Annotated in this window: 11 protein-coding genes; 7 read left to right on the top strand and 4 right to left on the bottom strand. The window is 44.4% G+C overall.

The window, feature by feature from the left end:
* Window positions 1–26 precede the first annotated feature (26 nt).
* Window positions 27–977, top strand: coding sequence for a YitT family protein (locus tag ABUA31_RS03450; RefSeq protein ID WP_238050452.1), 951 nt, complete (start codon window positions 27–29; stop codon window positions 975–977).
* 90 nt (window positions 978–1,067) lie between these two features.
* On the opposite strand, the gene pdxT is transcribed toward ABUA31_RS03450, so the two are convergent.
* Complete coding sequence (gene pdxT / locus ABUA31_RS03445; protein ID WP_349818454.1) at window positions 1,068–1,631, bottom strand: pyridoxal 5'-phosphate synthase glutaminase subunit PdxT; 564 nt, start codon at window positions 1,629–1,631, stop codon at window positions 1,068–1,070.
* Between the two features lies 1 nt (window position 1,632).
* Window positions 1,633–2,511, bottom strand: coding sequence for a pyridoxal 5'-phosphate synthase lyase subunit PdxS (gene pdxS, locus ABUA31_RS03440; protein WP_004848658.1), 879 nt, complete (start codon window positions 2,509–2,511; stop codon window positions 1,633–1,635).
* Window positions 2,512–2,774: 263 nt separating this feature from the next.
* Between pdxS and holA the strand changes: the two genes are divergently transcribed.
* Entirely contained in the window at window positions 2,775–3,794 is a 1,020-nt protein-coding gene (gene holA, locus ABUA31_RS03435; RefSeq protein ID WP_015533192.1) for a DNA polymerase III subunit delta, read from the top strand.
* A gap of 153 nt (window positions 3,795–3,947) precedes the next feature.
* Here the strand turns inward: holA and rpsT are convergent, their stop codons facing one another.
* Entirely contained in the window at window positions 3,948–4,211 is a 264-nt protein-coding gene (rpsT, locus tag ABUA31_RS03430; RefSeq protein ID WP_349092953.1) for a 30S ribosomal protein S20, read from the bottom strand.
* A 297-nt stretch (window positions 4,212–4,508) separates the two neighbouring features.
* Here rpsT and ABUA31_RS03425 point away from each other — a divergent pair, with 297 nt between their 5' ends.
* The 5 genes from ABUA31_RS03425 (at window position 4,509) to ABUA31_RS03405 (ending at window position 11,437) form a co-directional block, all read left to right on the top strand.
* The gene (locus ABUA31_RS03425) at window positions 4,509–5,189 is read left to right on the top strand and encodes a hypothetical protein (RefSeq protein WP_015533191.1); all 681 of its coding nucleotides are present in this window, start codon (window positions 4,509–4,511) and stop codon (window positions 5,187–5,189) included.
* Window positions 5,190–5,213: 24 nt separating this feature from the next.
* The gene (gene glgB, locus ABUA31_RS03420) at window positions 5,214–7,766 is read left to right on the top strand and encodes a 1,4-alpha-glucan branching protein GlgB (RefSeq protein WP_022217186.1); all 2,553 of its coding nucleotides are present in this window, start codon (window positions 5,214–5,216) and stop codon (window positions 7,764–7,766) included.
* Window positions 7,767–7,916: 150 nt separating this feature from the next.
* Window positions 7,917–8,117 carry a cold-shock protein gene (locus ABUA31_RS03415; RefSeq protein WP_015533189.1) on the top strand — a complete coding sequence of 67 codons (201 nt, stop codon included), beginning with the start codon at window positions 7,917–7,919 and terminating at the stop codon, window positions 8,115–8,117.
* Window positions 8,118–8,506: 389 nt separating this feature from the next.
* A complete protein-coding gene (locus tag ABUA31_RS03410) occupies window positions 8,507–9,472 on the top strand; it encodes a PfkB family carbohydrate kinase (protein WP_022217187.1) in 966 nt (321 codons plus the stop codon).
* Between the two features lie 114 nt (window positions 9,473–9,586).
* Window positions 9,587–11,437 (top strand): alpha-amylase family protein, encoded by a 1,851-nt coding sequence (locus ABUA31_RS03405; RefSeq protein WP_055143964.1) that lies wholly within the window; start codon window positions 9,587–9,589, stop codon window positions 11,435–11,437.
* Here the strand turns inward: ABUA31_RS03405 and ABUA31_RS03400 are convergent, their stop codons facing one another.
* The gene (locus tag ABUA31_RS03400) at window positions 11,438–12,490 is read right to left on the bottom strand and encodes an alpha/beta hydrolase (protein WP_349818455.1); all 1,053 of its coding nucleotides are present in this window, start codon (window positions 12,488–12,490) and stop codon (window positions 11,438–11,440) included.
* Between the last annotated feature and the right edge of the window lie 41 nt (window positions 12,491–12,531).

Below are 12,531 nucleotides of genomic sequence, written 5' to 3'. Positions count from 1 at the left end.
ACTATGATGTGGAAAGGAAGATGAGTATGACAAAAAAACTAAAATTACTGCTGGAATTTGTAATGCTGACACTTGGCGCAGTTATAGCTGCATTTGCTATCGAAGAATTTCTCGTGCCGAACACCATACTTGACGGAGGAGTCATCGGTATAGGTATCATGATCAATAATCTCACAGAAGTGTCCCTGAGTATTCTGACGATCGTTCTTAATGTTCCGTTTCTTATAATAGGTTCAAGACAGCTTGGTAAGATGTTCATGGTGAAGTCCGGTTATTCCATGGCTGTATTCTCAGTATTTGTGGAGATATTCAAACCCCTTGAAAATGCAACCTCAGAGACCATACTTGCGGTGTGCTTCGGCGGTGTGATACTTGGACTTGGAGTTGGTATCATCATCAAGTTCGGCGGGTGCTTGGATGGAACGGAGACCGTGGCCATCATGCTGAACAAGAAAAAAGACTGGCCGGTTGGAAGAGTTGTTCTGGGCATGAATCTGATCATATATTCTATTGCGGGAATGCTCTTTGGTCTGGACAGGGCGATGTACAGTCTTCTTACATACTTTATAACATCAAAGGTGCTTGATATGGTTGAGACCGGTCTTGAGCAGGCGAAGGCAGCCATGATCATAACTGATGATGCCAGAGAGGTGGCAGACAAGATATACAAGAAGCTTGGAAGAACAGTTACCATCATGCAGGGCAAGGGAATGATAAGCGGTAACAAGACAGTGCTCTACTGTGTTATCACGAGATTTGAGATCGGTGAGCTGAAGAACATCATCAATTCCATAGATACCTCCGCATTTGTCACAGTTACGGATGTGGCGGAGATCATAGGAAACCACATCAAGGACAATGAGTACAAGGAGATCCTTGAGAAGATAGAGGAGAAGGAAGAACCGCTCACAAAGCTTCCTGAGCATGAGAGTATGACGGACTTTGATGGCCTGGAGCATACTGGAAAAATAGATTAGAAAAAGCCTGTGACATATACCGGCAGATAACTGCTGTATATGTCACAGGCTTTTCTTTATTGATATATGTTTTAGACTGTAGTCAATATATTACTGGATACTGTCTACAAATGCCTTGTGGATCCTGTAGTCGCTGTCAAGCTCAGGGTGGAAGGAGAGGGCAAACTGGTTGCCGTACTTAACCGCCACGATCTTGTCATCAACTGTTGCAAGGACATCAACCTCAGGTGAAGCCTCAGCCACATAAGGTGCACGGATGAAAGTCATAGGAACCTCACCGATACCTTTAAGCTCGGCCTCTGTGTGGAAGCTTCCAAGCTGTCTTCCGTAGGCATTTCTCTTTACTGTGACAGGGAGAGTGCCAAGGTGTACAGTGTCATCACCTTCGATGTGCTGTGCCAGAAGAATAAGTCCTGCACATGTGGCAAGAACCGGCATGCCACCCTCGATCTGAGACTTTATAGTGTCGAACATGTCGCTGTCTCTGAGAAGCTTTCCTTGGACTGTGCTTTCACCGCCAGGAAGGATCAGGGCGTCATAAGGCTTGTTCAGATCTCCGGCATTTCTAAGTTCTAAGCATGATACGCCGAGCTCGGAAAGTACATGCTCATGCTCTGCGAAAGCTCCCTGTACTGCCAATACACCAACCTGCATATTACTTACCCCTTTCTGCCATGAGGATTGCGATCTCCTGCTCGTTGATACCAACCATAGCTTCACCAAGTCCCTCTGAAAGCTTTGCGACGAGGTCAGCGTCATTGTAGTTTGTTGTTGCCTGAACGATGGCAGCAGCACGCTTAGCAGGGTCTCCTGACTTGAAGATACCTGAACCTACGAATACACCCTCAGCACCGAGCTGCATCATGAGAGCTGCGTCGGCAGGAGTAGCAACACCGCCGGCTGCGAAGTTTACAACTGGGAGACGGTGATTCTCATGTACGTACTGAACGAGATCGTAAGGAACCTCAAGCTTCTTAGCTGCCTCATACAGCTCATCTGTTCTCATGCTGACGATCTCAGCGATCTGGCTGTTCATCTTTCTCATATGTCTTACGGCCTGAACGATATCACCTGTACCAGGCTCTCCCTTAGTTCTGATCATTGAAGCACCCTCGTTGATTCTTCTGAGGGCCTCGCCGAGATCCTTGGCACCACATACAAATGGAACCTTGAACTGTCTCTTGTCAATATGGTATACGTCATCTGCTGGTGAGAGAACCTCGCTCTCGTCGATGTAGTCGATCTCGATGGCCTGAAGGATCTGAGCCTCTGCGAAATGTCCGATACGGCACTTAGCCATAACAGGGATTGATACAGCGTTCTGGATTCCCTTGATCATCTGTGGGTCACTCATACGTGATACACCACCGGCAGCTCTGATATCTGCTGGGATTCTCTCAAGTGCCATAACTGCACAAGCGCCGGCAGCCTCAGCGATCTTAGCCTGCTCAGGTGTTGTAACGTCCATGATAACTCCGCCCTTAAGCATCTGGGCAAGTTCCTTATTTAACTTATATCTTTCTGTTGTCTCCATGTTGAACCTCCGTTATAATTAGATTTGTGTTTATTGGAGTGAGTGTACATAAACTCACAATCTGTAGGTGATTATAAAACCAAAGTGACATTATAGAAATAATCAATATGTGATTATAAAAACAGGTCAGATAACCTCTGATATTATCAAAATACATAGAAAAACAGGTCAAATTTGCCATATAAGATATAATTATGGTAGAAACTGGTACTGTATTTTGAAAATCATATTGTGAGACATAAGCTTGATGAAGGAGAAACGTAATGGCTGCAACAAAGAAAAAGGAAAAAAAGAACGCGATGGCGGTCATAAACCAACATATAAAGACGGGGGAGTTTGCCAAGATATATCTTCTGTATGGGGAGGAGAGGTATCTCGTGAACCAGTACAGAGATAAGCTGCTGTCGGCTCTGACTGATAAGGACGATAATCTGAATTTTATGAAATTTGCCGGAAATGGGATCGATACATCTGAGCTTCTTGCATTCTGCAACGAGATGCCATTTTTTGCGGACAGAAGAGTTGTCCTTGTGGAGAACAGTGGTCTGTTCAAGAGCAGCAACGAGGATTTTGCAAAGAAGCTGGTGGAGATAGAGGATACATCAGTTGCCATATTTGTAGAGATGGATGTGGACACCAGGTATAAGCTGTTCAAGGCTGTGGACAAGAATGGAGAGGCTCTGGATTTTGCGACCCCTGATGAGAAGATGATGGTCACGTGGGTGAAGTCACTGTTCCGTGCCGATGGTGTTGCCACCACAGACACGGCGATATACAAGATAATCGAAGCTGCTAACATGGATATGAACTGTATCAAGAATGAGGTTGACAAGATGATAAGCTACGCCGGAGACACGAAGCAGGTCAGCGAGCATGATGTGGATCTTCTGTGCAGTCAGGATGCGGAGAGCAAGGTGTATCAGATGATAGACTTCATCATTGCAAAGCAGAAGGAGAAGGCTTGCAGTATGTATCACGATCTTCTTGAGAATAAGGAATCGGCGATCATGATAAACGCATGTATCATGAGACAGTTCAACAAGCTCCTTCTGGTAAAGATGGCATTATCAGATGGCGCGCAGGACGCCAGCCTGGCGAAGATCGCAGGATGCCCGGTGTGGGCGGTGAAGAATTACAAGGCTCAGTGCAGGGGCTACAGCATGGCACAGCTTAAAGACATAGTGGAGAACTGTCAGGACATGGACTACAAGCTCAAGACCGGACAGGTTATGGATAACGCGGCGATGGAGGTCATGATCGTGGAGCTGTGTGAGATGCAGTAGGAGACTGGTGATGATATTAGATATTGAGGCAAAAAAATAACCACTGTGAAAACAGTGGTTATTTTTTATATAACTATGATTGGTTCAAATATATGCAGCCGTTTAATATATCCAAATCCTTGTGTCAAAGTTATGTAGTTATCAGCCAGATGCTTAAGCCATCTTGTTAACTGCAACTGCAAGACGTGATACCTTACGAGCAGCGTTGTTCTTGTGGTAGATGCCCTTTGAAGCAGCCTTGTTGATCTCTGATGTAGCAACAACAAGTGCCTGCTGAGCAGCAACCTTATCACCAGCAGCGATAGCAGCCTCAACCTTCTTGATAACTGTCTTAACCTTAGACCTGATCATCTTGTTTCTAAGTGTCTTCTTCTCGATAACATTGATTCTCTTCTTTGCAGATTTGATATTAGCCAAAATTCTTACCTCCATAAAATCTAATTAAATATAATAAGGTTTTACATTAAAACCGGACACGGACAATTCAATGTAAACATACTCACATATAATAGATGAAACGCAATTCGTTGTCAAGACTAAAAAACAAAAAAATGCGCATTTTCGCAGATTATTTTCATGTTGTTTCCTAAGAAAAATGAAGTAAAACAACATGTTACTTTCCTTTACATAAAAAGGGGTAAATGGTATCATATATGCAATGGGTCTTAATGATCCATACATATTATAATACAGGAAAAGCAGAGAAATATACAGATGTTTAAATATAGATTTTTTCAGGTGATAATGGCACTTTCGCTGGTCTTGCTGATCATCTCCACGGCGATAATGTGTTCGTTCAGCGTTTGCAGGGTTGCGGAGAAGAGCTACAAGCCGAGTAATAGCGGCACGATAAGTTCAGTCATGAATAACGGACAGACTGAGGAATTATCAGAATTTGATGCGTGGGTGGAATACAGTATCGTGCTGGATGCTCTGGATGGGGACAGCGAGCAGGAGTACAGGCTTGGCAACGTATATCTGTCCACTGAGAATGTGATGAGGCTTGAACAGCTTGCAGACATCAAATCCAAGGCAAGCAATGGTGTGTTCATATCCATTGTGCTTCTGGTGGCATGCTTTGTAGTCATAAGGAGAAGGAGACTGTATGAGTGTGTTGTATGGGGCGGCGCTGCAGGCGTTATAATAGGAATAATCAGCTTCATAGCCATGGCGGTATCTGGCAGCGGAATCATGTATGGCATAAGAAGAATGGTGTTTGGAGAAAGCTATGCGGAGCTTTTTCCGGGACACGATGTCCTGCCGGATATAATACCGGCCGGTACGGGAACGAAGGTTCTTTGGGTGTATGTTGGAACGATATTTGTTGGACTTGTGGTTACTATCATAGTCAGGGTTATAAGCTATAAGAAATCACGTCCACACAAATTCAGATAGAAGGTTACATAATGGGAGGTAGTTATGAGAAAAAGAATCGAGGAGTGGATAAACTGGGTGCTCTATGATGAGCTCATTGCCAGCAAGATCAATGCGCCAAAGCATTTGCTGGGAATCCATGATTATGGTGAAGGTCAGATAATCGTTGTGTACAAGCCGGGGGCGATCAGGGTAGAGGTTACATCGCGCACAGGTAAGAAGATACACACCATGGAACAGATGACAAATGAAGGACTGTTCGCCATTTATTTTGATAAGAAGGAGTACGATGGCAACAAGTACAATGTTGTCACCACATATGAGGATGGCACCATTATAAACAGTGCAGATCCATATTCATTTGAATCGCTTATCACGGATTTTGACACATACCTTTTTGCGGAGGGCAGGCATTATAATATATATGAGAAGCTTGGCGCACACCCTATGACTATAGACGGTGTACGTGGAACCTACTTTGCAGTGTGGGCTCCTCATGCAAGACGTGTCAGTGTAGTCGGTGATTTCAATCTCTGGGATGGTAATGTAAATCCTATGCAGATCACGGCAAATGAGGGAATATACGAACTGTTCCTGCCGGGCGTGGAGCCGGGCGCTGTGTACAAGTATCAGATCATGACCAGATATGGTGAGATACTGTACAAAGCTGATCCATATGGCAACCAGTGTCAGATGAGACCGGAAAATGCCTCAGTGGTTGCAGACATAAGCAGCTATAAGTGGAAGGATACATCATGGATGAAGGATAGAAGCAAGATCAGCCGTACTGACAGAATGCGCATGCCTATGTCCATATACGAGATGCATCTCGGCTCATGGCACAAGAAGGTTGAGGATGATGATGCAGGCTTCTACACATACAGGGAGCTCGCTCCTATGGTGGCAGACTATCTCAATGAGATGGGATATACGCACGTAGAGCTCATGGGTATATCAGAGTATCCATTTGACGGCTCATGGGGCTACCAGGTTACCAATTATTATGCACCGACCAGCAGATATGGTGATGCAGTAGATTTTATGTATTTCGTTGATTATATGCACAGCAAGGGAATCAGTGTTATCCTAGACTGGGTGCCAGCACACTTTCCTAGGGATGCGCACGGACTTGGACGTTTTGATGGGATGCCTCTCTATGAGCATCCGGATCCAAGAAGAGGAGAGCATCCTGACTGGGGCACATATATATTTGACTATGGCCGCAATGAGGTGGCAAACTTCCTCACGGCAAATGCTCTGTTCTGGGTCGAGAAGTTCCATATAGACGGACTCCGCGTGGATGCTGTGGCATCCATGTTGTATCTCGACTATGGCAAGCAGGATGGACAGTGGCTGCCAAATGAACATGGTGGAAACGAGAACCTTGAGGCAATAGCACTTATGCAGAATATAAACAGCATCATGGAGGAGAGAAATCCGGGGGCATATCTAATAGCAGAGGAGTCAACAGCGTGGGCAGGTGTAACTGCTCCGGCATCCATGGACGGACTTGGTTTCCTGTTCAAGTGGAATATGGGATGGATGAATGACTTCCTTGAGTATATGCAGATGGATCCATATTTCAGACAGAACAACCAGAACATGCTGACTTTCAGTCTTTCGTATGCGTATGCTGAGAACTATGTTCTCGTCATATCCCATGACGAGGTAGTTCATCTCAAGCGTTCAATGATAGAAAAGATGCCTGGCAGCGAGGAGGACAAATTCGCAAATCTCAGAACTGCGTACGGATTCATGTATGGACATCCGGGCAAGAAGCTGCTCTTTATGGGGCAGGAATTTGCACAGCCTAGAGAGTGGAGTGAGGCGAGAAGCCTTGACTGGTTCGTCTTAGACAATCCGCTCAATCAGGGCATGGAGAGGTATGTCAAAGCGCTCAATAAGCTTTACAATACCAATGATGCGATGTATGCGAATGACACAGATCCAATGGGATTTGAGTGGACAGATTGCGATCACCCAGACATGAGCATACTTTCATTTGTAAGACGAGGCTCAACTCCGAAGAAGCAGCTGCTTTTCGTATGTAACTTCACTCCGGTTGAGAGAGATAATTACAGTATACCGGTTCCGTGCTACACGACATACAAGGAGATACTCAACTCAGATGATGTACAGTTTGGCGGAAAGGGCAGACTCAACGGCAAGCCGGTCAAGGCAGTGGACAAGAAGAATGCCAGAACTCCTTACAGTATAGACATCACGGTTCCGCCACTCTCAACAGTTGTGTTTGAGTACGATTACACGGATATGACACCTGAGCTTGAGAAGAAGGAAGCTGAGGCCAAGGCTGCTGCAAAGAAGCGTGTGGACGCAGCAAAGAGAAAGGCTGCAGCGGCACAGAAGAAGGCTGAGGAGATAAAGAAGGATGCCGAGAAGAAAGCGGCTGAGCTGAAGAAAGAGGCGGAGAAGAAGGCAGATGAGCTGAAAAAGGAAGCCGAGAAGAAGACTGCTGAGTTGAAAAAGGAGGCATCTGAGATCTCAGAAGAGGTAAAGGATGATATAGCAGATATAGAAAAGTCAGTGGTGGCTGTTGCTGATGACATCAAGAAAGATATAAAAGCACGCAAAAAATAAACTTGCAATATGAGACAACAGGTCATATAATGTCAGTGTAAGTGCAAAGGGGCACAGAACGATATCGTTCTGTGCCCCTTTTTTGTACATCAGGCGGGTGACGACCAGCCAGATCATAAGAATCCAGGTAGTTTTTAAGGAGGAAGCAGTATGAAGACAGGAAAAGTAAAATGGTTTAATGCAAAGAAAGGCTACGGCTTTATATGTGATGAGGATGGAGCAGATGTATTTGTACATTTCTCAGCACTGAATATGGAGGGCTTCAAGGTTCTTGAAGAGGGAGATACAGTAGAGTATGAGGTTGTGGACGGTGAAAAGGGTCCACAGGCGGCAAATGTGACAAAACTGTAAATACAATGCGGTATATGTCAAAACAGCCATATATTTAAAGCGAATACATGTTGAATTAGGAGAACATCCCCGGGTTATGATTACAGATGATCAGGGGATGTTTTTTATGAGCAACGAATTGGAGCATGCTATTGCGTAGAACTGAGATGAATATCTACAAGGCCTCGTGTTACATAAATACAAGAATATTATAGATGTCGCCATATGCTAAAATTGTATGTCTGCTATAATAAAAACAACACATCTTTAAAAATCATCTTGACGGCTGGCGATGATAAAATGTAGAATACACATATATGGTGAAACATGTTTCATACATTTGTTGTTGCTGATAAACAGTTAAATAAACAGGCACGTATTTATTTTAGATTATAAGGGGGATATGTACCATGAAGAGATTTGATGTTGTGGCACTTGGAGAACTGCTCATAGACTTTACACAGAACGGGCTCAGCGGCCAGGGCAATATGATGATGGAGGCCAATCCAGGCGGAGCACCATGTAATGTTCTCGCTATGCTGCAGAAGCTTGGCAAGAAGACTGCATTTGTTGGAAAAGTAGGGGATGATTTCCTTGGAAAAATGCTTGCCGGTGTTGTGGCTGATGCCGGGATCAACACTGACAATCTGAAGTTTGACAGGGATGTACACACAACACTTGCATTTGTGCATACATACGAGGACGGAGACAGAGACTTTTCATTTTACAGGAATCCGGGAGCGGATATTATGTTAAGCGCAGATGAGGTGGATGAGAGTATCATAAAGGATGCCAGGCTGTTCCATTTCGGATCACTCTCACTGACATATGAAGTGTCACGTGCTGCAACACAGAAGGCTGTGGCTGCTGCAAAGGAGGCTGGATGCATCGTCACATTTGACCCGAACCTCAGGGAGCCTCTGTGGAAGACACTGGACGAGGCCCATGATCAGATTGACTGGGGTATGAGACAGTGTGATGTGCTCAAGATATCAGATAATGAGATACAGTGGTTCACAGGAAGAGAGGATTTTGACGAGGGTATAAAGATACTTCAGGACACATACAATATACCTTTGATACTTCTCTCCATGGGAAGAGATGGAAGCCGTGCATACTACGGGGATGTAGTCGCTGAGGCAAAGCCGTTTATCCAGGAGAATACTATAGAGACCACAGGCGCCGGGGACACTTTCTGTGCATGCGTGCTGAATTATGTACTTGATAATGGACTTGAAGATCTTGACACTGATAAGCTTACAGAGATGCTTGTATTCGCAAATGCTGCTGCATCGATCATCACAACACGCAAGGGAGCACTCAAGGTTATGCCGGAGAGATCCGAGGTTGAGAAGCTCATTGCCGAGAGACAGTAATAGATAAAAATACGGCAACAGATTAAAACAGGTTGTGTACGGTAATGATACAGATTATGTAAATAAAATGAGAATGATAAGTTAATTGACTATAGTCAGAAAAGGAGAAGATAAATGGCAGGTTCAAAGACAGTGAAAAAGACTGCAGAATATACAAAGAGATTTGATGAGAGATATGACGAGCTCAAGTGGCTCTACTGCGAGCTCTATAACAACAATATGGAGGCATTTGACTGGCTGTGCGATTCTCTGTATGGTTATTATCAGGAGAGAAATGCTGATCTCAAGAAGCTGGACAGAAGCCGTGTCAAGAATCCGGACTGGTATAAGCAGAATGATCTGTTAGGTATGATGATGTACACAAATGCATTCGCGGGAACGCTGAAGGGTGTAAAAGAAAAGCTTCCATATGTGAAGTCATGTGGTGTGAATTATCTTCATTTTATGCCGCTGCTGGAAAGCCCTAAGGGCAGAGATGACGGCGGATATGCTGTTGCGGATTTCAGAAAGGTAAAGCCTGAGCTTGGAACCATGGAGGATCTGGAGGACCTCACTGCAGAGTGTCACAGACAGGGTATAAGCTGCTGTCTGGATTTCGTAATGAACCATACAAGTGAGGATCATGAGTGGGCAAGGGCAGCGAGAAATGGAGATCCTGTTGCAAGATCCAGATATTTCTTCTATGATGATTGGTTCGTTCCTAACATATATGAGGAGACTGTGCCTGAGGTATTCCCAACTACGGCGCCTGGTAACTTCACATGGATAAATGACTGCAATCAGGTGGTCATGACTACATTTTACCCATACCAGTGGGATCTGAACTATGCAAATCCTATGGTGTTCAACGACATGGTCGGCAACATGCTCTATATGGCAAACCGAGGTATAGATGTCATCAGACTCGACGCTGTTCCGTATATATGGAAGCAGATAGGCACAAACTGCCGTAACCTTCCACAGGTTCACACTCTTGTCCGTATGATGAGGATAATCAGTGAGATAGTATGTCCGGGAGTCCTTCTTCTCGGAGAGGTCGTTATGGAGCCTTCCAAGGTAGTTCCATACTTTGGAACAGTTGACAAGCCAGAGTGCCATATGCTCTACAACGTGACAACCATGGCATCCACGTGGAATACGATAGCCACGAAGAATGTGGGACTCTTAAAGCGCCAGATGGATCAGGTGTGTGCACTTCCAAAGGATTATGTGTTCCTGAATTACCTCAGATGCCACGATGATATTGGCTGGGGACTTGACTATGACTGGCTGGCACAGTTCGGCATAGATGAGGTGGCACACAAGAAGTTCCTGAATGACTATTTCACAGGAAAGGGATACAACAGTGATTCCAGAGGTGAGCTCTATAACGATGATCCTAGACTCGGAGATGCCCGTCTGTGTGGAACAACAGCATCCCTGTCAGGCCTTGAGGCCGGCCAGTACGAGGCAAATGCAGACAAGATCGAACAGGCCATTGCCTGTGATCTCATGCTTCATGGATACCTGCTGGCACAGAGCGGAATCCCGGTTCTGTACAGCGGTGATGAGATAGGACAGACAAATGATTATACTTATAAGAATGATCCGGACAAATGTGCGGACAGCAGATATCTGCACAGAGGAAACTTCCCATGGGACAAGGTTGAAAATAAAGATCCTGTAGCCATGAAGATATTTGACGCGCTGCGCCACATGGAGGATATAAGAGCATCGCATGATGTATTTTCATGTAATGCAAATGTCTACACCATAGAGACAGGATGTGCAAGCGTCCTCGGAATAGTGAGGGAATATGCAGGACATGAGCTGAGGGCATTTTTCAACTTCAGTAACATGGATCAGCTCATCTGGACTATGCCTGATGATCAGGCTGACATATATACCGATCTCATATCAGGCAAGACACTCCGCGAGCTTGGAGCAGTCATGCCTAGATATGGATGCTGGTGGTTCTACAGATAGTTATTCGGAATCTTTTTTATAGAACATAAGAAGAGTATTTTTGATAGAAGGCTTAAAGACTGTGTTATGGTCATAGCCTTCTATTTTTTCGTAGGTTAGGTTTAAGCCAGAATAATTTCTCTCTTGTAAATCATTGTAGAAATCCTCGATAGAAGATATGAAGTTTTTATCCTCATCTGCACCTACGGTTACATAGACATTAGCATTTAGAGTCTGTGTTCTGTTGTAATATTCTTCTTCGTACGTAGACATGAATTTGCCGTCAGTATTTGCCCACATGGAAGGACTGCCAATATAATAATTTGCAAATGTATTTTTTCCTATAGTGTCATTATGGAACAGAGCGTAGTAAGCCCAGTATCCACCCAGGGAATGTCCTGTGAGAGTCATATTTTCAGGGTTTACAGAGTATATTTCTTCCAGGTAAGGAATCAGGTTATCTACAATAAAATGCAGGAATGAATCAGGGTTAGTCTGGAGATCTCTTTTTCTGATGACATCATAATTGTAAGTGTTTGGATACCCTATGCTGACAAGGATAACGTCCTGTATCTGGCCAGATGTCATAAGAGGTCTGAGTTCAGGGTGATCACTGAGTCTCCAGACTCCATCGGTCATAACAACCATTGGATATGAGCTTGCTTTGTTATAATCAGGTGGAAGAGATATATGGACAACAAAAGTGTCATCTATCTCAGCATCATAAATGGATAATTCGTTGATATAGTCTGCACAGGCGGGATCAAGAGTTGTCACCTCGTTATAATACATGTGCTCGGGAGAGAGTTTTCCCATGGTTATGCTGGCACGTTCCTCTGGAAGTAAACCTGTTGGAGTTGGCGCTTCTTTAGTAAGCTCCTCAGTTGTGATTTCTTTGACTGAGGTTTCACTTGTTGTTGCTTCTTCGATTGACGTATCTTCGGATGAAGAATAGCTGGTGACCGATTGGGTGACAGTAGAGTCATTCTTAGATGCTGACGAGTGCTGACACCCGGTGACAACTAATATAATAGCTATGCTGAATGTGGTCAAAATTGTTAATTCCTTTTTCATAAAAGGCCTCCTTTGATTGTATTTAGTAATTATCACATAAG

The sequence above is a fragment of the Coprococcus sp. RTP31081st1_H1_RTP31081_211007 genome, from assembly GCF_040227275.1.
Classification (GTDB): domain Bacteria; phylum Bacillota; class Clostridia; order Lachnospirales; family Lachnospiraceae; genus Coprococcus; species Coprococcus aceti.
The sequence above is the reverse complement of the archived record's forward strand: the minus strand, read 5'-3'. Positions and strand labels throughout refer to the sequence as shown.

What these genes read in the sequence shown, in the direction of transcription:
- ABUA31_RS03450 (WP_238050452.1), top strand. Translation starts at nt 27, where the DNA reads ATGACAAAAAAACTAAAATTACTGCTGGAATTTGTAATGCTGACACTT.
- pdxT (WP_349818454.1), bottom strand. Translation starts at nt 1,631, where the DNA reads ATGCAGGTTGGTGTATTGGCAGTACAGGGAGCTTTCGCAGAGCATGAG.
- pdxS (WP_004848658.1), bottom strand. Translation starts at nt 2,511, where the DNA reads ATGGAGACAACAGAAAGATATAAGTTAAATAAGGAACTTGCCCAGATG.
- holA (WP_015533192.1), top strand. Translation starts at nt 2,775, where the DNA reads ATGGCTGCAACAAAGAAAAAGGAAAAAAAGAACGCGATGGCGGTCATA.
- ABUA31_RS03425 (WP_015533191.1), top strand. Translation starts at nt 4,509, where the DNA reads ATGTTTAAATATAGATTTTTTCAGGTGATAATGGCACTTTCGCTGGTC.
- glgB (WP_022217186.1), top strand. Translation starts at nt 5,214, where the DNA reads ATGAGAAAAAGAATCGAGGAGTGGATAAACTGGGTGCTCTATGATGAG.
- ABUA31_RS03415 (WP_015533189.1), top strand. Translation starts at nt 7,917, where the DNA reads ATGAAGACAGGAAAAGTAAAATGGTTTAATGCAAAGAAAGGCTACGGC.
- ABUA31_RS03410 (WP_022217187.1), top strand. Translation starts at nt 8,507, where the DNA reads ATGAAGAGATTTGATGTTGTGGCACTTGGAGAACTGCTCATAGACTTT.
- ABUA31_RS03405 (WP_055143964.1), top strand. Translation starts at nt 9,587, where the DNA reads ATGGCAGGTTCAAAGACAGTGAAAAAGACTGCAGAATATACAAAGAGA.
- ABUA31_RS03400 (WP_349818455.1), bottom strand. Translation starts at nt 12,490, where the DNA reads ATGAAAAAGGAATTAACAATTTTGACCACATTCAGCATAGCTATTATA.